Genomic DNA, 24,013 nt, shown 5'->3' with positions numbered 1-24,013 from the left:
TACCGCTGACGGAACAGCGGGTTAAAGCTGATACCCGTAAGTATCATTCCAACAATTATCTATGCGACTTCATGTCGCACCCACGGTATCTCCAGATGATGCACCGCCACAGCCCGCTGCTGGGCATTGACCCCTGTACCGAGCATGGATGTAGAGCCGAAGAGGACACGCACCCTGCCGCTGTTCATGTCTTCAAAGAGGCGTTTCCTTGCCCTCTCCGTGGTGGCGCACTGGATAAACTGGATTTCATCAGCAGGGATGCCGAGGCGTACCAGCTTCTCCTTGATGTCGGTATAGATGTTCCACTCGTTAGGCTTGTAGGTACTTAGGTCGCTGAAGACAAACTGCGTACCCTTATTGGCTGCCGAGCGTACATAATAGTCATAGATTGTCCGGGCGCAAATGGAAGCCTTGTTACCTGCATCATCGCTGAACTTCTCACCCAAAAGGCGCATGTCGAGAGCCATTTTGCGTGCCACATTGGTAGCAATGAGCATCTTTGCCTTGTCGAGGTTGTCCGGCTCGATCATGTCAAGCCCGAGGTCTTCCCAGTTTCCACTACCGGCAAAGGAAACGAGGCGACCGATCATTTCTTCCTGCTCGACTGTCGGCGCATAAGAGAGGAAGCGGACGTTTTTCTCCGGCACGTCAAGATTTATCATGTCGGCTGTACGGTAGTCGGTGATTTCACGCAGGAACATCGCCAGTTCCGGCACTTTGATATAAGTGCGGAAACGCTCCTTGCGCTTGATTGAGCCTGTCACGTTCAGTTCATAGTCGGCTGTCTTTTTGGTAAATATGGCCGCCCATGCATCGAAACAGCTAATCTGCTGACGCTTGAGTTCTCGTGGACGCAAATACTTGAACATCACATACAACTCTGTCAGCGCATTTACCACCACCGTACCGGACAGGAACGTAGCCCCAAGGTCACGGCCTGTGCGGTGCTGGATGTCACGGATGGCAAACAGCAGGTTCATCGCCCTTTGCGAGCCTTTTGTGTTTCCGATACCTGCCACCCTGTTGTGGCGTGTCTGGAACATGAGGTTCTTGAACATGTGGCATTCATCGACAAAGATGTGGTCTATACCCATTGAATGAAAGTCCACGGTATCATCCTTGCGGCCGTCCAGTTTTGTACGGAGTTCTGACAGCTTCGCCTTTAGATTTTCCTGTCTCACTTCCAGCCCTTTCTGCATCTTGCGGCTACGGTAGCGCATGGTGGACTGTTCCAACACTTCAAGGCTTCGCTCCACATCGTAAAGCTCTTCGGTGAATATCTCTATCATGGTTTCCTCGGACTGCGGTATCTTGGCGAACTGGTCGTGCGTTAAAATAATGCAATCCCAGTTGTTGTTCTTGATTTTGGAAAACACCTCTTTGCGGTTGGCCGGTGTGAAATCTTCCTTACCCGGGTACAGGATTTTGGCGTTCGGGTATGCCTTGCGGAACGTGTCGGCAATTTCGTGTACATTGGCTTTAAGGCCGATAATCAGAGGCTTCTGTACCAATCCCAGACGCTTCATTTCATAAGCCGAAACGCACATAATCATCGTCTTGCCTGTGCCTACTTCGTGCCAGCAGATACCGCCGCCGTTCTGCTTAATCATCCAGATTGCGTCTTTCTGTGACGCATAAAGTTCGTTGTACGGGAATTGCTCAAAGGAAAGCTGCGGAAAGGTCTGTGCCGAGCCGTCATAGGCCGGACGGACATAGCAGTTGAAACGTTCGTTGTATGTGCGTATCAGTTCATCCCTGACTTCCAGAGAACAGGCATCGAGCCACTGGTTGAAATTGCTGCGGATTTCCTGTATCTTGGTAGCCGCTTCCTGAATGGCTTCCTCGTCTGGCACACGAACTTTGTCGCCGTTGCGATACACCTCTTTGGTTATTTCGGGTACGGTATCGTGCAAGGCATGGACGAACAGGTCTTCACCGTTGAAATTCCGCACAGAATAGGTGTTGTATGCTGCCGGGGAGTAACCCTTCAGACGCACCACATAGGTATCGTTGACATCAAAGTACATCACTTCGGCTTCCACCCCGAAAAGGTCTGCCGCAAAGTCGGCGTAAAGCTGCGGGTCAATCCAACGCTCGCCCATATTGATATCCAGCTCTTCATAAGGTATCGGTTCGGGCGTTGCGTTCTCCAGTGCCCTTGCGGATATTTCCGTCCAATCCCTTTCCCTGCCGGACAGGTCATCAAGGCAGGATGTGAGTTCCTTGTACTTGTCAACCACATTTCCGGCAAGAAACCTGCCTTTGTGTTCCCATTCTTCCGTGAGGGGATTGTAGTAAATCTCGCCCTGCAGTGCCTCGATTACATCTTCATCAGACAGGCCGGTAGAGCGCATGATATAGTCCATTTCCACCTTGCCGTAGAAATTGAGGCTGCTTGCCAGTGCTTCCGACGGCTGTAGAATACGGTCTGTCGCAATCTTCGTGAAAGCCACAGGTTCACGCATGATGTCGGCCTTGACTATATCGCCGCCAAGCTGCATTTCGATAGTGAACACCTCGACACCGAGGCTGTCAAGCATGATAAACTCCTTGTTGTCGTTCTCATAGAAAAATCCCCATTTGGCTACAAAGGCATCATACAGCGTGTTCAGCCGCTCGCGTATGGCAGTCTGTTCGGTCTGCAGATCCCTTTCCTTGACAGAAAGCATGAAATACGCTTCACGGACAGGGAAATAGTCGGCTGCACGCTCCATATTGACCTTTCCCTCGTCCACCGGAACGAAATCCACGGCCACATCTGCATAGTGGCTTGACTTGCGGAACACGACCGTACCAATCTGCCCCTCGAACATTACCAATGTACCGCTTTTCATCCAATCATCGAGCTTTTCAGTATATGGCCTCCGTCCTCTGTTTACGGAGAGTGCGGTCGTCTCCTGCATCCCGAACAGCGACATCTGCACGGACGCTTCGCCCTGCTGTCCGAAAAGGTTTTTACGGAAATACCGGTCAAAGTCGTATTTCAGAAGTGCGGAAAGGTATTGTGCCATGGCCGCATCAGAGCCGAGCCACTGGTGTTTGCGTACATATTTGCCATGTTGGTTCATCACGATACGGCTATCGGTCGCCAGTACGGTCTTCGGCATGGAAAACAGCCTGTTGGCGTTTTCGGTCATCGTTCCGCTCATATCGTACATTTCTTTGCCCACCTGCAAAAACATCTGTTCACGTGCGGAGAGTGCCGCCTTATTGGTATGCTTCTGGAATATGAGCAGGTCGCTGCCCACCTCGATACCGCTTGTCTGCATGAAAAGAGCGTCAGGCAAACGTACTGCGCTGATAAGGTTGGCATGGTTCACCAGATACTCACGTACAAACTTATTTCCTGCCGTGTCGGCCACACCTCTTGACGTGACGAAAGCCAGCAGACCGCCATCAGAAAGCAGTTCCATAGCCTTGACAAAAAAGTAGTTGTGAATAGTCTTTGTAGCCTGTTCATAGATACCGCCCTTTTTCCACAGGTCGGCATCGAAGACACGGAAGTTGCCGAAAGGAATGTTTGAGGCAATGACATCGAATTTCCGATGCTCCAGCTCCTGTGTGTCTATCGTTTCAAAGCCTGCCGTTACGGTGGTTGCGTCCTCATGCAGCAGCGAAAGCACAAGTCCTGTAATGGTGTCCTTTTCAAAGGCATAGCTGCGTGTGCCGGGCATGGCTACAGGCAGGAAACCGCCGATACCTGCGCTCGGTTCAAGAAAGCTGTGCATCTGCAAGCCGTTGGCAGAAAAGGTCTTGTGTATCTGTGCCGCCACTGCGTCAATCAGGAATTGCGGCGTGTAGAACGCTGTCAATACAGATGACTTGATGCTTTCAACAAGCGAACGGCAAGCTGCCTCGTCACCCCCTGCAAGTGTCCTTAACGCATCCAGCAGACGGTTCAAAAGCCCTGCAACCCCTTTGTCAAGCGGTTTGTCCGTACCCAAGTCCAGTACATCCTTGATACCGCCGAAACCTGAATACTGCGCCAATACCTGTTTTTCCTCTTGCGTGGCTGTCCTGCCCTGTGTGCGGATAGCTACTGCTGTCTCTATGGCCTTGATGTTGGCCGATAATGATGTCAATTTGTTGTAACCCATGATTTAACCTAATTTTTTTATTTCCCTTTTTTCGGCCCGTTTGCGGCCGCAGGGATTATTTTTCTGCCTTGAAAGGTGGCGGTGACCATCCGCCATGGCCGGTAAGGAAAAATACGCTCGACAGCCGGAGAGGAAGATTTTTCCGAGACCCCACGGGCAGAATGCCGGCATTGGCAGGAATGGAAACCGGCGGTTACCTTTGCTGAAAAATCCAATCCCCCGAGGTCGCACGGCGGAGAACGGAAGAGCAGCTACAAGAGGGATGGATAGAAAAGGATTGAAAACAGGCGGATGGAAAGATAGAAAAGGAAAATCTGGGTAAAAAAGGGACAGCGCATGGCAATGCCGTCGATAAAAAGGGACTTTGCCGTCGGCAGACCGAAGCCGGAACAGACCCTGCCGGGCCCCCAGGTAAGGTCTGTCCGTGGATTATCAGTCAATATCGTAACCAATCATGAAGTCGTCATTGATTAGCAGATAGTAATAGCCGTTGCCGCAATTCCGGTACTCCTTGCTGAAACCGGCAGCCATGTCGCCGTTTTCACGCGGCTCGCACCAAAGCGTACCGTCATAACCGCAAAAGTCGAAACGAAACGTCGAGAATTTCTCCTTATCCTCAGTGCCTGGCGGAACCGCTGCATATTCCAGCTTCCGCAATACTTCTCAATCGTGGAAAGGCGGATGCACTTTCCGTCAATAGCCGTTCCCGTGGTGATGCGGTTTTCGTATAGGGACTTCTCAAGGCCTGCTGCTGCAATCTTGCGAAGCCAGTCGTTGGTATGCGTGGCAAGGCGTGCGAGCTTCTGGTATTTGAGAATCATTTTCCTGTCCATATTCTTTTCGTCCTCCTTTACCTGTGACGGGTAATAAATTTTTTCGATGCTGTTCCAATCTGAAAAAATGTAGCCATGCTTGCGTTTGCCTTTCGCAATAATACCGACGACGTTCTCCCTGCCACGGTTGATAAACAATTTTCTGCGTTCCCCGTAAATTCTGACATACAAGACCGGCGGGTTCTGTTCGTTACGGAGATATTCTTCTGCCGGATGCATTGTTGCTGCTGTTGTGTCCATACCTGTATTTTTTTAGTTGTTAATTTCCCTTGGTTCGAGCCGCTTCGGACTCTCATGCCGGGATTGGAATTTTCAAGCAATGAAGACTGGGAAAACGGACGACAAAAGCAGGTAAAGCGGCTGCGGATTTTACGGAATACCCCCAATCTCCGATTTGCGGAAGGCTGCCGTCAAATCCGTACCCGGTTAGCATAGCGGTATCTGCGGTTCGGACCGGCCAGTAGATTCGCGAAGAAAATCAATGCCGGTGATGAGTACCGTATGTGAGGCGTAACAGGAAATGAATCGGAACATGTGACGGTACAAAAGGAAGCCGCCCTGCGGGTAAAAAGGGAAAATCCGGCATCGGATGAATATAAAAGTGATACGGGGCTTCAAAACAGACGGATATGCTGCCTGCATATCCGCCCTGACTGTGATTCAGAGTTCGGGAAGTGTGCCTGTCCTGACTTTCTCGCCATCGCAGTAAAGTTCGATTGTATCAGGTCTGAACCCCATTTCACCGAAAGCTATGTTTCTGACATAGTTCCGGTACTCCTTTCCGGAGAAATTCTTACCGCTAAGGTTGTTGAAAAACATGCGGATGCTGAATCCGTCTTCACTTGACAGTATTGTCTTGCCGTTCTGTCTGATTTCTTCTTTCATTTCTTTTAGCTTTAATAGTTTGAAAATCCGTTTTTCTTATTTCCCTATTTTGGTGTTGCAGGGCCGTATTCACTACTTTTTGAGGCATGAAAGGACAAAGCAGGCCGCATAATAAACCAAGTGCGGACAGGAAACCGGTCGAAAGGTTCTGTTTCCGCCATCCGAATACAATGTCGCTTGGAAATTATGCGCTTTGTCCTACATTCGCCGATTAATAAAGTGTGAAGTACACAAGCCCCTGCGGTAAAACAAGTGCAATCAACAGCAAGAAAGTAGGCAAAAAACAGTGCAAAATATTGTCCCTCAATAAATTGATATAGTCTGATAAATTTATTATATTTGCACTGCGTAAAAATACGCACTACACTTCGTAAATTGTAACACTATGTATAAAAGAGTTGAATATCAAACAATTAAAAGCAGAGTTGAAGAACCGAGAAAGTTCATTCAGGTAGTAATGGGTGCCCGTCAAATCGGAAAATCGACGGTAGTAAAACAGGTATTGAAGGATATATCCATTCCGTACCAACTGTTTTCAGCAGATAATGTACCAGCTACGAACAGTGCATGGATAACCAACTGCTGGGAGGCAGTGCGCAGCCTTAAAGAAAACAACGGATGGGAAGAGGTCGTCCTGGTGATAGATGAGATACAGAAGATATCCAACTGGAGCGAGGTCGTAAAAAAGGAATGGGACGATGACACATTTCATGACCGCAACATCAAGGTGTTGCTGTTGGGCAGCAGCCGCGTGCTGTTGGAAAAGGGACTGTCGGAATCTCTTGCCGGAAGATTCGAAGAGATACGCATGAGCCACTGGAGCTATACGGAAATGAGGGACAGTTTCGGTTTCTCAATCAATCAATATCTCTATTACGGAGGCTATCCCGGCGCGGCCTCACTTATCGGTGACGAAGACCGTTTCCAACAATACATACAATCCGCCATTATCGAGGCGACCATCAACAAAGACATTCTGATGGATACTCCCATCAGCAAGCCGGCGCTGCTGCGGCAGACTTTTGAACTGGGTGCGGCCTACTCAGGCAACCTGCTGTCGCTGAACAAGATGCTCGGCTCCCTTCAGGACGCCGGCAACACGGCCACACTGGCCGGTTACATCAACCTGCTGGAAGAGAGCGGACTACTATGCGGATTACAGAAGTACAGCATTGATACGGCCAGAAGAAAAGCCAGTATTCCGAAGTTCCAGGTGTTCAACAATGCACTGAAAACGGTGTATAACCCTATTTCATTTGAACAAGCCCTGCTTGACCGCCGGGCATGGGGACATATATTTGAATCCGGTATCGGAGCCTACCTTGTAAGTCAGGGGTTCGTCCACCGGTTTGAGGTATTCTACTGGAGAGAACGAAATGATGAAGTGGACTTTGTCATCCGCAAGAAAGGCATAACAATAGCTATCGAAGTAAAGAGCAATGCCGAAAAAAGGACGGACGGTCTGAATAAATTCAAGGAACTGTTCACACCACAGGCCTCGTTTATTGTTGGCGACGGCGGCATCAGCGTAGAAAATTTCCTCTCGATGGATATCAGGAAACTATTCCAAAGCCCCCGATAAGACAAGTATGCTTGCGAGATTAGTATTCACGCTTTTATGTGTGCTGGTGTGCATCCTATTCTACGTCATAGGATTCTGGCGGAAGAAAGCCGGTGATGCAGCCTTTGCCGCCGCACGAACCGCCATAGACGAGAAAGAGCGTGACCAGTATTGCCGACTATCCGTATTGGCTGGGAACAGGAATGCCTGCCGCATGTTCTTCTTTTCACATACGGACATTTACGAGAACCACCAACCGCTGAAACCGTACAGTTTCAGGGGGATGAAAGTGACCTTCTACGGCTACTATTACCCAGCACGCCATGAGAAGTTGCTGAGCAACAGACAACGGATGTTCTGCCATGCGCTATTCAGATTCAAGGACGGTGAAATCCACGGAGTAAGATTCTTCAAATCCTGTATGGAAGCCCAGCATCTTGAAGAAGAGAACCTGCATGTCATGTTTATGCCGTGCAGCAGCCGTGAGAAATACATCCGCCGCTTCAGACGGCTGGACGAATATATATCCACGCATTGCCCGCAGATGACCTCGGGACTGAACGATGTGGTGATAACCGGAACACGCGAAAGCCTGCACAAGATGAAAGGCGGCAAAAAACGTATTCTCAAACGGAACTATAGCATCACCGGCGATGTAGAAGGAAAAAATATCGTCATCGTGGACGACGTGATGACAACCGGGCAGAGCGTATCCGAGTACAAGAAAGAGATAGAACGGCACGGCGGACGGGTAACAGCCGCCATCTTCTATGGGAAGACGGTGGAAGTTCCGCCGCTTTTTTTACTGAGAATGCACGTCTTGTATATTCAGGTAAAATGCCTGCTGAAAACGAGGAAAAGATGAAACAGCGGCATAAGCATGAAGCCTTAAAATGCCATTACAGGTCTCTCAAAGCTCTTACACATTCATCCTTAATATTTTTGATGTGACGGAAAAGAATCCGCGGGTCGATACTTTTTCCGTTAAGCTTGCAGGTAATATGCAGATGTTCGCCCGTACTGCGCCCCGTAGAACCGGTTATTCCGACTGGTTCTGCGGGGCTTACCTTTCTGCCAGTTTCTACCAGAATACGTGAAAGATGGCAATAGCTGACCTGATAATTGCCATGACGCAGGACAACATACTTTCCAGAAGCATTGTCCTGCCCTACCTTCACCACAATACCAGCCATCATAGCCATAACCTTTTCTCCCCTCGCATAAAGATCAAGACCTCCATGAAATCTTTTTTTCCCTGTAAAAGGATCTCTGCGAAATCCATATGGTGAAGTAACCTTCAATTTCCTGAGCGGCAGACTTACGCTCAAGTATCTCTGCGTCCAGATTATTTTGGATTCTTCCATATTTCCGGCAAGTCCTGCATTGCCAGTAGTATATTCTTTTTCTTCACCTTCCACAGATACTGTAACTTCCGCTTCAGCACATACATCTGTAGGCACAAGCGGACAGGACTGTGCGAATACAGGGCATGATAATATTGAAAAGCCTGTCAAGACGAACCATATATTTTTTTCCATCTGGCAAATATAGTATTCAAGTATCACGGATACGAATTACATAAACAGATTCTGAATTAAATATGAAAATACCACTATTAAAGTATGATTTTTATAAACAATTCATACTCTAAATATAAAAACAACGTATTATATCTCTTTATAAAGCAGTTTATTTCATCATCTGAACAAAAAGAATTTATATTTGCATAGTATAATTTATAATATGATTTATAATATGAGAATGAACCATTTTGAACTGGAAGAACTACCGTATCCTGTGTTGTCGAAATTTGGACTTACACGTGAAATGATTGAAGATCTTCCCATGCGAATCCTGAAAGAGATATGTAATGGAAGACACTCGCCAGTACTTCCAGTACGTGTGACTGACGAAAACGGCCAGACTGCGGAGAGCCGTACCCGTTTTGCTTGCATCCGTAAAGAAGACGGGACTACGGATGTGGTTTTCTATCCGGTACTGAAATCCTCACCCCTTGAACAATACACACCGGAGCAACAGAAAGAATTAACGGAGGGTAAAGCCATTATTGCGGATGTAATACAGAGCGACGGCAGACACGGCAAGGCTTTCGTGCAGATTGATCCGGAGACCAAACAGGTAATGTCGGTACCGACCCCCATCATTGGACGCAATCTCCAGGTACTTGCAGAAGAGCTTCGCCTAGGAGCGGTGGAAATAAAGAGTATGCAGCACGGAGATCCGCTTACCCTGCTTGTGAATGACGATACGGTTACGGTAGGTATTGACCTGACAACTCCGACCGGCATCCGTTTCTGTGACGGAGACGGACAGAAATGGAAAGAACGAGACAAGCGTGAATGGGACAAGTACACTTTCGGGTGTTACGGATGTTGGGTGATGGACAATGACGGTAACCTGGATTATGTACCGGAAGAAGAGTACACTGAAGAACTCTGGAACGAGCAGAAGAAAAGCGGAGAAAGGAACCGAGCAGCTTCGCTTCATAAATAAGAAATCACCATTAAACCATAAAATAAAATGTCAGAACAGAAATATTATCCGGAAGATATTCTGGTAGAAAAAATGGAAAACGGCGAATACGGCTGGCTGGACTATGTAAACCATTATTCAGCAGAATGGCAGGAGGAATACAGCAACTATTGCGAAGAGAACGGTCTTTCCATCGGTAACGAATCGGCGGCCGAGTTTGTCCGTCATAAAGATGCTGAGCTGGAATCCGCCATGGAAAACGGTGAAGCCTAGAAAAAAACTAACTAAAAACTACACTACGGATTATGGCGATACGAACAAATACCAATCCCCGAGAAATGGACCTGCAACCCGAAATGCAAAAGATTCTGATGCGTAACGGGATGCAGGCTCATGTGGTGTCTGACAGTTCTGGTTACAGACTGGTCGTGCAGGGACATGACTCACCTCTGCTAACCTACGCCATCACTGAACGCCAGATGCTGGCACTTACGGACTGGGGAACAAACACTGCAAACAAGAAAGCCTACAATGTATTTACCAGCATCGTAGGCAATGACTTTTATCTGCCCAAAAATTTTGTTCATGCCCGAAATGCCAACGGACGTGTGGCCATGGGACTGCATGGCTACAGGATAGGCATCGGAGAATACGGGCGGACTGCGTGGCCGCACATGCCGCCTCCGTTTCTGGGGTGGACTCCACGCAACCAGTGGGGCTTTCATCTGCGCAGAGTGGGCGGCGACCTGTTCTATCCGGGCGGACCTGCTGTACCGGAACGATGGGACGGACGGATGAAACCCGGAGAACTGCAGTCAGGAGGTTACGGCTTCTACTACAAGGGGAACAGGCAGGCCGCCCCCCAGCAAGAACGGGACGTTCTTCAAGACCTTCAGGCTGTAATCACTCCGATGACAAGCCGGCCGAGAAGTACGGAGCCGGCAATACCATACCGGGAACTGATAACATCACCGGTATATTTTTCCAATGAGAAATGGCAGGAATGCCTGTCATCACATGGAATAATCATTGACCAGGATGCCAAAACTATGACTGTTCAGTCGGAACGGGAGACGATGGACATGGTCTATGACCTTTCGGAGGAAGAGACAGCCATACTGACCTCCAACTCGATAGAAGAGCATCCGACAGAAAAACGCATCAGCCTGATAAACGACATCATCAGTCCGGACTTTGCCGACAAGGTAAGTATGGAAACGCTGAACAGCAACAGCCGTATCGCAGTAGGCCTGCATCCTGATATACGTCAGGAAATTGAACAGGAGAACCAATTGCAGGAGAACACTTTCCTGCAGGAACAGCAAGTACAGGAGCAGCGGATGACAACGGATGTACAGGCTGCAGCCACAGTGGACGGACGTGACCTGACACCGCTCAACGAAAAGATGGGCTGGTACAGGGAGGAAAGGAACGGACGTGAGGTAGAGGTTGGCGAAATAGCCGTACACCCTACTGAAACCGAGGGAAAGTTCCGAATGAGCGCCGTCATTAACGGACAGGTCGTGAGCCATGAGATAAGCCAGAAGCAATATGACAAGTTTCTTGCAGTTGATGACTATCACAGAATGAAACTGTTTTCGAAAGTGTTTGACGAAGTGGACATGAAAATGCGTCCGGAAGCCCGACAGGGACTTGGAGTGAAGATACTTGCCGCATTGTCGGCAGGCACGGTGGTAGCCTCGGAAGTGGTGCACAACCTGCGGTGCCATCATGCACCGGAAGTGTACACCGAGCATTACTGCGGCCCGAGACCCTATTACAAACCGGGAGTTGACACGCCAAGGGATGTGGCAATACGCTACTTCGAAGCAGAAATGAACCGGGAAATTACAGACATGAGATTAGGAAGGTAAATATGAGAGACGGAGACCTTACATACGACGACTATCTGCGCAGACTAAACATTCAGGACGTGCTTATTGATGCGGGTTACCGCCTGAACAGGCGGGACGGCCTTCGCTACCCTTCGTATGTCCGCACGGACAGCGACGGACGGCGTATCCGTGGCGACAAGTTCATAGTGACGGCCAACGGACAATGCTGTTTCCAGCCACCGCAGCAGAAACTCTACAATATAATATCGTTCATCAAGGAGCATCCGCAGCTTTTTGCGGAATACAGAACCGGTATCTCGCCTGACAGACTGGTAAATCTGGTGTGCTGTCGTCTGCTCAACCACCCCATAGAGGAACGCAGTGCCCGTATCCTGCAGCCCAAACGTGATATCAGACCTTTTGACATTGAACAATACGAACTGCATAAATTCAACCCGCAGGATAGGGAAACACAGAAAAGATTCTATCCTTATTTCAAAAGCAGAGGTATAGATCTGTACACCCAATATGCTTTTCACAGGAATTTCTGTCTGGCAACCAGACATCTGGAAGACGGGAGAGCTTATACCAACTTGTCGTTTCCGCTTATCCTGCCTAAAGAGCCGGAGAAGACTGTAGGATTTGAAGAAAGGGGCCGTCCGCGACCAGACGGAAGCGGAAGCTACAAAGGAAAGGCAGAAGGGAGCAATTCGAATGAAGGAGTCTGGGCCGCCAGTCCTGCACAGACCAAACCGGCTGATGCAAACGACATCTACTGGTTTGAAAGCGCATACGACGCAATGGCCTATTACCAGCTAAACCAGAAAACAAACAGGGAATTGAGAAAGGCCGTGTTTGTATCTACCGGAGGTTCACCGAGCCGCCAGCAGTTCAGAGGAATGTTTGAAGCAACGCCAAAAGCTTCGCACCATCTTTGCTTTGACCGTGACCGTGCGGGAAAAATCTATGCAATAACCTTTGCCCTAACCCATGCCGGGATGGAATTTACCAGCTTTACCCCAGAAGCGGATTTGCTTGTAATTCAGGAAAACGGCAAAGGAAATCCACGTCATGAAATAAAGCTGGAACCCTTTGACTTCGACAAGATAATCAAAGCATTTGTGAAACAGGAAGAAGAGCCGGCTATTACAAACGAGGCGGAAAGAAGGTCTGATTCCTTGAACCCTCGCTCCACAGCCCGTATCATCTATGAGCCGGCAGCTGACGGCTACAAGGACTGGAACGACCAGCTGCTAGATCTGGGGAAGCCAATAGAAGAAAAGCAGGGCGAACTTCAGGAGATAAGCGGTAAAGCCACTCTGAACCGCGCTTTGGCTGCATTGCCGGAAGTCAATCCTGAACATATCCGTACCGGAACGTATGACGAAGCGGATTATAAGGCGGTACGACAAAGAATTGAGCGTGCGGACAAGATAATATTCTCCTTTGAAACCCAAGATCAGGGTATGCCTGAAAAAGGTTTCCAGGAGATGTACAAAATACGGGAAGAACTATCCAGTCTGGAAAACGAGATATCCGATTCCTTATCTAAGATAAAAGAAAACAACCAACCACGGTTTCACCGATAAACAGAGCCAGCCTATGCAAATGACACATTACGATATCATCAACTTCCGGCCGCATCCGGTGCAGTTTGTCATCAATGAGCTGCCGCTGATGTCGGTCTGTGTTGCTGGACTAATATACGGAGGCATGGAAAACATGCCTCTCGTAAGCATGGCGACCACAATATCTGCACTTGCACTTCTTGTACTGCTTTACCGGTACATCTATCTGCGCAGAATACGTTATGACATAACAGCCGAACAGCTTGTATGCGAGCGCGGTATTCTGCTAAGAAAGGTGGATTATATGGAACTGTACCGCATCGTGGACTTCCAGGAGAAACAGAGTATCCTACAACAGATATGCGGACTGAAAACGGTAAGCATCCTCTCGATGGACCGGAACACACCACGGCTTGACCTGCTGGGAATGAAACGCAGTGACAGAATCGTGACTCTGATACGCGAACGTGTGGAATACAATAAACGAAAAAAGGGAATATATGAGATTACCAATCATTAGCATACTGATGGCACTTGCCATTATAGTTCCACAGGCACTCCATGCACAGGTAGCTGCTTCGAATCCTCTGGAATGGATGGCACTGGCCGAGGGCAATGACCTGATAAACGGACAGATAGAAAAGCAGATTAAGGGGCAGACACAGACGGCACTGCTACAGAATACGATAGCGGCAGAGTTCAACCGCATCCACCAGTGGGAGAAACAGTACAACAGCTATCTGAAAACCGTAAACGGCTATGCATCGTCGCTGAAAGCCTGTACCCATCTGTACAACGACGGCGTGCGGATATTTCTTACTCTGGGAAAACTTGGCAAGGCCGTTCGTGACAATCCGCAGGGAATCGTAGCCGGAATGAGCATGAACAACCTGTATATAGAGACGGCAACCGAACTGGTGTCTGTGTTTACGCTGCTGAACGATGCTGTGGCCAAGGGGGGAACAGAGAACATGCTGACCGGAGCAGAGCGCAGCAAGACACTGTGGGCACTGAACGACAAGCTGTCGGCTTTCAGCCGAAAGCTGCATCTGCTCTATCTGAGTGTACGCTATTATACACTGAATGACGTGTGGAACAGCGTGACGGCAGGAATGATAGAACGGAATAACGGAGAAGTGGCCCGGACAGCCATGTCGCGCTGGAGAAAGGCTGCTGCCATGACACGATAAAACAAGGCAAGATGGACAGGATAATATTAATAATGGCACTTCTGCTGTGTACTGGACTGTCAAAAGTCCGGGCGCAGAATGACCCGGTACTTGCCGGTATGATACTGCTGTACACAGAGAAAGCAGAAAAGGAACTGAAGAACCAGGAGAAGGTTATGCTGATGCAGACAACCGGACATATCTGGACCAAGGAAGAAGTGGAAGCCACGACCAACCTGCAGCGTGAGTTCAACAACTATCTGGATTCGTTCCGCTCGATAGTCAGCTATGCGGCACAGACATACGGATTCTACCACGAGGTATCCAAACTGACGGACAATATGGGTGATTTCAGCCGGCAACTGGCAAGGAACTCTCCGAACGCCGTAGCCGTGGCCCTATCAGCCAGAAGGAATGCCATATACAGGGAACTTATACTGAACAGTGTGGAAATTGTAAATGACATACGGTCTGTCTGTATTTCCGATAACAAGATGACCGAAAAGGAACGGATGGAAATCGTATTCGGCATCCGTCCCAAACTCAGGATGATGAACCAGAAGCTGCAACGGCTCACAAAAGCCGTGAAGTACACAACGCTTGGTGACATCTGGCTGGAGATAGATGAAGGCGCACGGCCGGTAGCAGACAAGCGGGACATTGTGGAAGCGGCAAAAAGACGTTGGAAACAGGCAGGAAAGAATGTAAGACCTTAATATACGGAAAGATATGGGATTTTGGAACACTTTATTAAAATACGGCGGCAAGGCTGCCAAAGGAGCCGGAAAAGCCGCAGTTGCAACTGGGAAAAGTGCCGGGGAGGCGGTACTTCACCCCACAAAGACTCTTCGCGGAGCTGGTCAGGCAATTAAGACCGCCACCGTGAGTGGTGCCGTGGGGTATGTAGGCTGGGAAAAGCTGACATCGGACAAAAGTGTAGCAAGAATCGTGAGCGAAGCTGTAGTAGGCAAAAATGCTACGGAAACTCTTGCTGGAACGACCGAGGAGATGAAAGCCCTGAAAGAGAAAGCCGGAGCAGCAATGGATACTGTAACAGAAGCTGTATCCGGACTTGACGGAAAACTGGACGGAGTATCAAACTTCCTGAAAGAAACAACAAGCGGAAGACTTGGAACGATGATAGGAAATTTTTTTGGCAATCTGGGACGCGGAAACGTATCAGGCCTGAGTATCGCAGGGCTGGTAGCGGCCGCATTCCTTGTATTCGGCCGTTTCGGATGGCTCGGCAAAATTGCCGGTGCACTGCTGGGAATGATGCTTATCGGTAACAATTCGGGTATTACCCGTATGTCCTCACAGGAAAGTGCCGTAAGGGTGCAACCGCAAGTCGCACCGGAAGAAGAGCAAGTGCGACCGGGGGGCATGAGAAGATAGGACTAAAAAACAATACAAGATATGAAATATACAGAAGAAATGATCCTGCACTCGAAAAGCGGCTACTGTATGCCGTTTGAGGAAGCACAGGGAAAAGATGTGGAAATGTCGCTTGGATATGGCGAACAGGTACATCCGACAACTGGAGAAAAATTCTTTCATCACGGCATTGACTTCAGCGTGCGCAGCCGGATGCTGTCAGCCCTTGCGGACGGTATCGTGTCGGGCGTGTCCAACAATCCGGTACACGGTATCTGTCAGACCATCCGATATGGCGGCTACGAAGTGACATACGGACATCTGTCGAATGTGTTCGCCCAGTTCGGGCAGCGTGTAAAAGCCGGACAGACAGTGGCACTTAGCGGCGACCTGCTGCATCTGGAAACCCGCTTTAAGGGAGAAGAACTGAATCCGCTAGAATTTCTGACCATGCTGTACGGAAACATCCGGGCAGCCAGACAGGCAACCGGCAGCGCGGCAGACTTTGACGAGGAAGGAATGACCGTAGCAACCAACTATGAGAATGACAGAGAGGAAATAGAAAAACTGATGCTCCGCTTCCTTCCTCTTTATATGGAAGACCTGAGATCAGGTGCATATACACTACCGGAGCATACGGAACTGAGCCTGCGTCATCTGTTCACCATGGGAGCCGTAAAGGAGTATTTCTATGAGAGAATGCCCAGCCTGGCCAATCCTCTGGGACTCGGACACAGAGCCCTTCCACTGGCCGGCAAGGTACAGAACCTGCTTATCGGGGATTTTCTGAACTATCTGGCACTCAGACACGAAATATTTCTGAGTACGACTGATGAGGGCTTAAAAAAAAACTCCGTAACGAAGCAGTAGCCAGCGGAGGAGTAATTGATCCGCTGGCGGGTCTGGATATAGATATCCAGAGTTTCGACATCCCGAGAATAGTTTCTGTATATCCTGACAGGTTCGGCATACGCTGGTGGACAAAGGCATGGTTCAACAACCATGATGAAGGAGAAGCTTCGGTGGAAATCGAACGTGAACAAGCAGTTCGTTTCCTGCAGGACAACATAGAGAAGGACAAATGGCTGGAAGAATATTTTCCAAGACAGATGGAAGTATATCACCATGCCATCGAGCAGACCAAGGAGCAACTGCTCAAACAGATAAACATGGTATAGCGAAACAATGACAAGATATGGACGGAATCAATAGCAGACGGTTTGCGGAAATGGAGGCTCTCACGGGCAGTTATTTCCGCTGTTACCTGGTACCGGTAATGAATGAAACACAGGCTTTTCTCAACAGTAAGCAGGTCGAGGAAATGAAAGAATACTCTACCTCTGCCAGCGGTATTCTCAGTATGATGGCGACTGCGGGACAACCTTTAGGAGACCCGTACCAGACACTCAAACTGACGGGCGAATGGAACTCAAAGACTACGGAAGAGTATATAGGAATGTGTAAGGAACGCATCCTGGCCTCGGATGATATCCAGCGTGACCTGGCCTGTATGGCCGGGCAGTGGCGCGAAACCGTAGTGGCTGAAATAGGACGTGAGCGTTACGATGCCCTTTCGGAAAAACTGGGATGCGACCTGGCGTATGCCTATCTGGATTACCGCTTGGACCGGCTGATGGTGGACAAACTGGTGAATGACCGGATACCCAAGTCATCAGCCGAGTACATTATCCGAAAGGCCGGACAATCGAGTCTGCTGGGACTGGCACAGACACTGGGACGTTCGCCACTGGCAGAAGAGATTGAATCACGCAGCGAGGCAGCCTATCATCCCAGTACGCTGGAAAAAGGTGCCGGAAATGTACTGGGCGCTTCGGCAGATGCCATTATGCTGGGAGGTGCCGGATCGTGGGCTTCGCTTGCAAGATTCGTGGGTGTGGATGTTGTACTGACTGCTGCAGCTGACAGTCTTGTGCCTGAAACTCCCCGGGAACAATCCGTAGAGGAATGTATCAGCAAAGGTGTGTTCGGAAAGGAGAACAATGTATTTGATATGTTCCGCAAAGAAGCGACCATGATTCCAGCCAAGGATAATAAACTTATTGCTCAAGTCAACGGACAGCTGAGAAATAAAATACCTGTCATCAATTTCAGTTTTATGGATTGGAGCAAGAAAGAAAATGAAAAGCCGGCATGGATGAAGAACTACAGTATGCCGGGAAAAGAACGCAAAGAGCAGTACAAAGATGTTCCGCTGGTAGTAGCTCCCGGATATGAGGATGCCTATCTGAAAGAACAGGAAATGCTGAAGGACAACACGGAAAGCGAAATAATGGAACAGACAATGAAAAATACGGAAACACCGACAAGCGGATACAACGGACAAAATGTGAAAGACGACGAAGCTGCCGTAGGTACGCGGGAAGAAACGGAAGAACAAGCGGAACATACCAATACAAACGGCTGGGACGGGCTTTTGCGCTCATTCGGTCTTGACGGAATGGGAAAAGTGGCCGGTAACCTGGGTTATATCATAGCCATGCTGCCGGATATGCTGCTGGGGCTCTTTACGGGCAAGACGAAACCCCTCGGACTGAAGGATAACCTTTTGCCGATAGCCAGTATCGTAGCAGGACTGTTTGTCCGGAACCCGCTGCTGAAGATGCTGCTCATGGGACTTGGCGGTGCAAATCTGCTGAACAAGGCCGGCAAGGAAGCACTGTCAAACCAACAGAGCGAAGTTGACGGATATCCACGTAGAGAAAGCGGAAACGTACAATACAAACGCTATGCGGACGAACCATTGAATCCACGTATCGTAAATCCGGTATTGCAGGGCTGCACGCTGATTGCTACGATAGACCGTGTTCCCTGTACCATACAGATCAGTCCGACAGTAGCGGATGCCTACCGTAGCGGCGCGGTGCCCCTGAACACACTGGCCAATGCCATACTTGCCCAAAGCGACAGGCTGCGTCAGATGGCTGCGGAAAACTACGACAGCGGACAACAGGAAACTGCGGCCAGAAGCAGAGGTATCCAGTAAGAAGTACATAAAAATAAACAACACAAACACATCCAAATATGAAAGAAAAGTCGCAAATAGAGAAGAATGCCGCACAAAAGCAAATAGAACTGCTTTCATCGGCATTGAGTGGCGCTTCGGAAGCCGACGGCCACTGGCTCAATGCTGCCGGCAAGCACTATCCGAGACTCTATCCGCAAGGAGTTTCGGCCAGTCCGTTCAACGCCTTGTTTATGGCTCTGCATTCGGACAGCAAAGGATGCAAGACAAATCTGTTTACCCTATACACCGATGCTAAGGAACGCGGTACATCGGTAAGGGAACATGAACAGGGGGTACCGTTTCTCTACTACAACTGGAACCGCTACGTGAACCGCAACAATCCAGAGGATATCATCACCCGACGGGATTATCTCCTGCTGGAGCCGGAAATGAAGGAACAGTACAAAGGCATTCACAACAGGGAGATACGAACACTGTTCAACATTGATCAGACGACATTCCCTTATGTGGACGAAAGAGGCTATGACATAGCATTGAAGACTGACGGTGGAATCACGGAGAATGGATATTCAGAATCTGACGAACGCAAACTGCACATCCGATTCAACGACTTCCTGCTGAAAATGCGTGACTATCTTGTTCCAGTACGTTCGGACGGAAGCGGTATGCCACATTACGAAACAGACCGTGATGCGGTGTATATGCCCCGCCAGCGAGAGTTCAAGCATTACCATGACTATGTACAGGAAGCTTTGAGACAGATAGTGAGTGCAACCGGACATCAGCAGAGGCTTGCACGCGAAGGTATGGTGATGAAAAACGGTATGCCACCTTCGGAAGATGCATTGAAACAGGAAAGGCTGGTGGTAGAGATAGCATCCGGAATCAAGATGCTTGAACTTGGCTTGCCTGCACGCCTGACGGAAGAAAGCAGGAAGATGGTGGACTACTGGAACAGGGAACTCAAGGAGAATCCTATCCTGATTGACGCATTGGAAAGTGACGTAAACAATGCCCTTGAGGTGATTCACAAAGCGGAAAAAGGCGAAAAAATAGAATATGCCACCTTGCGCAACAGACAAAAGACAACCGACCTGCGCGACCAGCTCCCGAAGCACTACTTTGTAGCAGATGAAATCAGCAGATACCCAAGCAAGGAAGACAAGAACATCGTGCTTGTCATAGACCGTCAGGGCAAGAAGGCCGACGTGGTACTGCCCGCAGGAGCTTCTACGGAAGTGGATAATGAGGTGCCGGGCATGAACAAGGCTCGTATCGAACGTGCCTTGCGACTGGAAGGTATAGAAAACGTGCGTTTCTTCAATCCGGACGGTGCCTTGGGCTACCGACCCGATGATGCGTATTTCGCAGAAAAACAGGTATCGCTGGCCCGTCTGAAGAACTGGACAATGGAAGTACTCTCTACGCTGGACGTTACTCCAGCCGTAAAACAAGCCAATGAAAAATGCTTTGACAAGATACAGATGGTGCAGGACGACAAGAACCGCTGGGCTCTGTATCTGAAACCGGAGAACGAACCGGGATACAGCGTTTATCCGGACAAGGAGGACGTAAACCGTTTCTTCACCACGCTGAAACAGGCAATGGATGACATTGACAAGGTACGCATGGAACTGGCACACAAGTATTATGCGCTGGCTGAGATTAAACCAGACCTGAAGGTTGATCTGTTCAGCACAGAGACCAGGGACATAGACCTGAACCGCATTCAGAGAGTCTGCGTATTCAAGACGAAGAAAGACGGTATCCAGTGTACGGCTACCATAGACGGCAACCGTATGCAGCCGAGAAGCCTGACTCCGCAGCAGTGGCAACGCATGTGGCTGGCAGAGGACAAGAACGAGTATAAACGCAATCTTGCCGCAACGCTGTTTGCAGACATACTGCAACAGGGACAGACACAGGACGAACATGCCGGAGAGAAACAGGAAAAGGATGCAGAAAGACAGCAGACTGCCGAGACCACAAAAGACAGTGCTGAAAAGACGGTACAGAATGAAACGTCTGCACAACGGGAATCCTGGGACAGGATAAAGGCAAAACATCCTGATGCCCTGCAATTGGTACGGAAAGGTGACTTTTACCGTATGTACAATGATGATGCCGAGAAGGGAGCCAGCATACTGGGAGTTACCGTACAAAAGCTTTCGGAAGGAGGTGAACGGGGATTTGCACAATCGGCTGAGTTTCCTTATCACAAACTGGACGACTACCTGCCCAAGCTAATCAGGGCCGGAGAACGTGTAGTCATCTGTGATGCACCGGAAATGGAGAAAGCAAGAAGCAAGTCCTTGCAACAGTCTGGAAGCATGTCCGACGGGAGGCAATCCGAAGGGACAGCCAGAGAAACAGGCCAAGCATCCGGAAAAGACGGAAACGAAGAATCAGTGGAACAACGTACAACATTAAGGAGATAATAATATGGCTGGTAAAAACAGAGAATATGCAGACAAGTATGCAGAGTATGCCATGGAGCAGATGCGCCGCTACGGCATTCCTGCATCCGTAACACTTGCCCAGGGTATTCTGGAGAGCAGTAACGGACAGAGCCGACTGGCACTGAACGAGAACAACCACTTCGGGATCAAGGCTACGCCTGACTGGATTGCACAGGGTGGCCGTTATGGTCTATACACGGATGACAAACCTAATGAAAAATTCTGCAGCTATGACAATGTAGGCGAATCATTCGAACATCATTCCAGGTTCTTGAAAGAGAACAGCCGCTATGCCGAGTGTTTCAAACTCAACCCGGATGATTATAAAGGATGGACAGAAGGCATAGCAAAAGCCGGATATGCAACCGGAGGAAACTATGCAGCTACACTACAGAAAATCATTGAACAGAATGGTCTTGACAAATACGACCGTCAGGTCATGCAGGAAATGGCCGCACAGGGAAAAACATTCGGGATAGAACAGAATCCTTTGCGCAGCGAGGAAAAAGCAGGAATGGCAGAAGAGTATTCGTTTCCGGTGGAACGCGAGGAGTTTCTCTTTGTAACATCGGCCTTCGGTATGCGTCAGGATCCGATGAACAAGGAGAAGCAGCAGATGCACAAAGGACTTGATATACGATGCAAGGGTGATGCAGTACTGGCAACGGAAAATGGCGGAAAAGTAGTGTCGGTGAACAATAATGTGAACTCCGCCGGGGGAAAGACGGTAACAGTAGAATACAGCAGACCGGACGGTAACAAGGTACAATGTACCTACATGCACCTGAGCGACATTACCGTAAAAGTCGGTGACAGCGTAAATGCAGGACAACGACTCGGTACTTCCGGCAATACGGGAGGCAGAACAACCGGCGAGCATCTGCATTTCGGAGTGACAAACATATACAGCGACGGGACGAAACGCGAGGTGGATCCGGCAGCCTATCTGGCAGAGATTGCCCAGAAAGGAAATATCAAACAACAGGTGATGTACAACGGAAGTGACCTCTTGGCCAAGTACAGGGATAACGAGAACATTAACACAGACAAGACCATGGCACTAGATGCCTGGATGAAAAAACTGCTGTCCTCGGAGGATAGCGGTGTCGGCATATCGGGTTGCAATGATCCTATCGTAGAGATGGCTATGACCGCTTTCACATCCCTGATGCTTTTGGCTGCACAGATAGATGCGAAGAGTGAAGAAGAACAGAATGCCGCAATCTCTGCTGCTATGGACAGGCGCAGGATTGACCTGACATCCCTGATGCCGGGCATGAAAACTTGCGAACTGAGCATAGAAGAAAACGGCAAGGCCATCCTGAAAGCGGATAACGGAGAACTGAAAATATCCCGAGAACTGACATCAGCCGAGTTGAGCCGACTGTCTGCAGTATTAAACAGCAACGAGCTTTCAGAAGAAAGCAAAAGGATGCGGGTGACCGGACTGCTGAATACCGTGATTCTTTCGGAAGCCGCCTCCCGGAATTTCGAGCAAGGCATGTCGCAACAGCAGACACAGGCGGAAACCATGAAAAGATAGATATGACAAACACATAACAGACATGACAAAACGCGTGGTGATAACAATAAGCAGATGTTTACTCGGACTATCCGCACTGGCAATGCATATTATGGTATGCCAAAGGCTGGTCGGCTGGATCGGTACGGCTGTCATCGTAGCCGTACAGGTGGCCATCGCCGTATGGATAGTCTATATAAAAATACGTGCCCCCGATTAGGCAGCACCATTTTCAGCATTCAACATCAATATTCAGCATTCAGCACATACATGGTCCGTGGACATGTAACACTAATAAACAAGACACTTTATGATCAAATGCAATGTAACGGTATGCGGCTTAATCAGCCGTGATGCCATCCTCAGAAACGGGAAAGAAGGGAAACAGTTTGTCAGTATGACCGTACAGACCACCATTCAGGGAAAGGACGGCCAGGGCGGAGCAGTGGAAATCAGCGTCAGCATGGACGGAACACAGGAAGAAGCAGCGCGTCTGCGAAACGGTATGCGTGTAAAGGTAACAGGCATACTGGTACCGAAGCACAGGGGTGACAAAACGTACTTCAACCTGTCGGCAGAAAGTATCGTTCCAGCCGGAGCAAACGACACAGACAGCCTGCAAGGGGAACTTATATTCCGTGGTAAATTAGGAAAAACGGTAGATGAACGAACGGACAAAAACGGGAAACCGTTCTTCAGCTTTTCAGCATTTAGCGCAGAAAAGGTAAATGAAAATTTCGAATACTTGTGGGTAAGGTTCTTTTGTTTTGACAAACAACGTGAATCCTGGTTGCAGCCTGCTACAAAAATAGAGGCAAAAGGTGAAATCGACTTGTCCTTATATAACGGTAAGGTTGATATTGCATGCCGTTGTCAGGAAGTAAACCAGTATGTACCGACACCAAACAATAACTGACGATATGGCTAGTTACAGGAAACGCAATACGGACGGACCGAACAGCGAAGACAAAGCTCTTGACCTGTTCGCTGAAATGATGATTGAAAAGCTGGAAAGTATCGGTAAGGACTGGAAGAAGCCTTGGTTCACCGAGGGGGCACTCCAGTGGCCACGTAATCTTTCCGGACGCGAATACAACGGTATGAATGCGCTAATGCGTGCGTCCAGAATGGTCGCATAGTAAATATCTCTGTGGCAAGAGATTAGAATAGGATACAATATGTTCTACTCCCAACTGAATAAGCCCCGAGCGAAAGCAAAAGGTGAAAACAG

At 49.0% G+C, this 24,013-nt stretch carries 20 protein-coding genes and 2 pseudogenes; 18 read left to right on the top strand and 4 right to left on the bottom strand.

Going from position 1 to position 24,013, the window contains the following annotated elements:
• Window positions 1–59 precede the first annotated feature (59 nt).
• The 3 genes and pseudogenes from H8S64_RS07040 to H8S64_RS07030 all read right to left on the bottom strand — a co-directional run bounded on the left by H8S64_RS07040 (window position 60) and on the right by H8S64_RS07030 (window position 5,815).
• Window positions 60–4,097: a helicase-like domain-containing protein gene (locus H8S64_RS07040; RefSeq protein ID WP_186975526.1), complete on the bottom strand. Its 4,038-nt coding sequence runs from the start codon at window positions 4,095–4,097 to the stop codon at window positions 60–62.
• A gap of 432 nt (window positions 4,098–4,529) precedes the next feature.
• Window positions 4,530–5,170, bottom strand: a pseudogene (locus H8S64_RS07035) (hypothetical protein).
• A 420-nt stretch (window positions 5,171–5,590) separates the two neighbouring features.
• Entirely contained in the window at window positions 5,591–5,815 is a 225-nt protein-coding gene (locus tag H8S64_RS07030; RefSeq protein WP_186975525.1) for a DUF7688 family protein, read from the bottom strand.
• Window positions 5,816–6,200: 385 nt separating this feature from the next.
• Between H8S64_RS07030 and H8S64_RS07025 the strand changes: the two genes are divergently transcribed.
• Window positions 6,201–7,397 carry an ATP-binding protein gene (locus tag H8S64_RS07025; RefSeq protein WP_186975524.1) on the top strand — a complete coding sequence of 399 codons (1,197 nt, stop codon included), beginning with the start codon at window positions 6,201–6,203 and terminating at the stop codon, window positions 7,395–7,397.
• 7 nt (window positions 7,398–7,404) lie between these two features.
• Window positions 7,405–8,241, top strand: coding sequence for a phosphoribosyltransferase family protein (locus tag H8S64_RS07020; RefSeq protein WP_128129197.1), 837 nt, complete (start codon window positions 7,405–7,407; stop codon window positions 8,239–8,241).
• 34 nt (window positions 8,242–8,275) lie between these two features.
• Here the strand turns inward: H8S64_RS07020 and H8S64_RS07015 are convergent, their stop codons facing one another.
• Window positions 8,276–8,914, bottom strand: a complete 639-nt coding sequence (locus tag H8S64_RS07015) for a M23 family metallopeptidase (protein WP_186975523.1) — start codon at window positions 8,912–8,914, stop codon at window positions 8,276–8,278.
• A gap of 217 nt (window positions 8,915–9,131) precedes the next feature.
• On the opposite strand from H8S64_RS07015, the gene H8S64_RS07010 reads away from it, so the two are divergent.
• The 16 genes and pseudogenes from H8S64_RS07010 to H8S64_RS06935 form a co-directional block, all read left to right on the top strand.
• A complete protein-coding gene (locus H8S64_RS07010) occupies window positions 9,132–9,890 on the top strand; it encodes a DUF4099 domain-containing protein (protein ID WP_128129195.1) in 759 nt (252 codons plus the stop codon).
• A gap of 27 nt (window positions 9,891–9,917) precedes the next feature.
• Window positions 9,918–10,142, top strand: a complete 225-nt coding sequence (locus H8S64_RS07005) for a hypothetical protein (RefSeq protein WP_186975522.1) — start codon at window positions 9,918–9,920, stop codon at window positions 10,140–10,142.
• A gap of 32 nt (window positions 10,143–10,174) precedes the next feature.
• Window positions 10,175–11,743 carry a hypothetical protein gene (locus H8S64_RS07000; protein ID WP_186975521.1) on the top strand — a complete coding sequence of 523 codons (1,569 nt, stop codon included), beginning with the start codon at window positions 10,175–10,177 and terminating at the stop codon, window positions 11,741–11,743.
• A 2-nt stretch (window positions 11,744–11,745) separates the two neighbouring features.
• A complete protein-coding gene (locus H8S64_RS06995; protein ID WP_186975520.1) occupies window positions 11,746–13,293 on the top strand; it encodes a toprim domain-containing protein in 1,548 nt (515 codons plus the stop codon).
• A 13-nt stretch (window positions 13,294–13,306) separates the two neighbouring features.
• Window positions 13,307–13,792: a PH domain-containing protein gene (locus H8S64_RS06990; RefSeq protein WP_128129191.1), complete on the top strand. Its 486-nt coding sequence runs from the start codon at window positions 13,307–13,309 to the stop codon at window positions 13,790–13,792.
• On the top strand, window positions 13,773–14,462 hold the full coding sequence (locus tag H8S64_RS06985; protein WP_186975519.1) for a hypothetical protein: 690 nt from the start codon (window positions 13,773–13,775) through the stop codon (window positions 14,460–14,462). Before H8S64_RS06990 ends, H8S64_RS06985 begins: the two co-directional genes overlap by 20 nt.
• 11 nt (window positions 14,463–14,473) lie before the next feature.
• Window positions 14,474–15,157, top strand: a complete 684-nt coding sequence (locus H8S64_RS06980; RefSeq protein ID WP_178287758.1) for a hypothetical protein — start codon at window positions 14,474–14,476, stop codon at window positions 15,155–15,157.
• Window positions 15,158–15,170: 13 nt separating this feature from the next.
• Entirely contained in the window at window positions 15,171–15,836 is a 666-nt protein-coding gene (locus H8S64_RS06975; RefSeq protein WP_186975518.1) for a hypothetical protein, read from the top strand.
• A gap of 21 nt (window positions 15,837–15,857) precedes the next feature.
• The gene (locus H8S64_RS06970) at window positions 15,858–16,685 is read left to right on the top strand and encodes a M23 family metallopeptidase (protein WP_186975517.1); all 828 of its coding nucleotides are present in this window, start codon (window positions 15,858–15,860) and stop codon (window positions 16,683–16,685) included.
• A gap of 23 nt (window positions 16,686–16,708) precedes the next feature.
• A complete protein-coding gene (locus H8S64_RS06965; protein ID WP_154577578.1) occupies window positions 16,709–16,993 on the top strand; it encodes a hypothetical protein in 285 nt (94 codons plus the stop codon).
• Window positions 16,994–17,010: 17 nt separating this feature from the next.
• Entirely contained in the window at window positions 17,011–18,819 is a 1,809-nt protein-coding gene (locus H8S64_RS06960) for a hypothetical protein (RefSeq protein WP_186975516.1), read from the top strand.
• Between the two features lie 38 nt (window positions 18,820–18,857).
• A complete protein-coding gene (locus H8S64_RS06955; RefSeq protein WP_186975515.1) occupies window positions 18,858–21,239 on the top strand; it encodes a MutS N-terminal domain-containing protein in 2,382 nt (793 codons plus the stop codon).
• A gap of 4 nt (window positions 21,240–21,243) precedes the next feature.
• The gene (locus H8S64_RS06950) at window positions 21,244–22,803 is read left to right on the top strand and encodes a glucosaminidase domain-containing protein (RefSeq protein WP_186975514.1); all 1,560 of its coding nucleotides are present in this window, start codon (window positions 21,244–21,246) and stop codon (window positions 22,801–22,803) included.
• A 22-nt stretch (window positions 22,804–22,825) separates the two neighbouring features.
• Entirely contained in the window at window positions 22,826–23,002 is a 177-nt protein-coding gene (locus H8S64_RS06945) for a hypothetical protein (protein ID WP_168947880.1), read from the top strand.
• A gap of 90 nt (window positions 23,003–23,092) precedes the next feature.
• On the top strand, window positions 23,093–23,698 hold the full coding sequence (locus H8S64_RS06940; protein ID WP_186975513.1) for an OB-fold nucleic acid binding domain-containing protein: 606 nt from the start codon (window positions 23,093–23,095) through the stop codon (window positions 23,696–23,698).
• A 4-nt stretch (window positions 23,699–23,702) separates the two neighbouring features.
• Window positions 23,703–23,897: pseudogene (locus H8S64_RS06935) on the top strand (ArdC family protein); the annotation flags it as partial.
• Window positions 23,898–24,013 lie beyond the last annotated feature (116 nt).

Source organism: Butyricimonas hominis (genome assembly GCF_014287455.1).
Lineage (GTDB): Bacteria > Bacteroidota > Bacteroidia > Bacteroidales > Marinifilaceae > Butyricimonas > Butyricimonas muris.
Note: the sequence above shows the minus strand (reverse complement) of the source record. Positions and strands in the feature narration are given on the sequence as shown.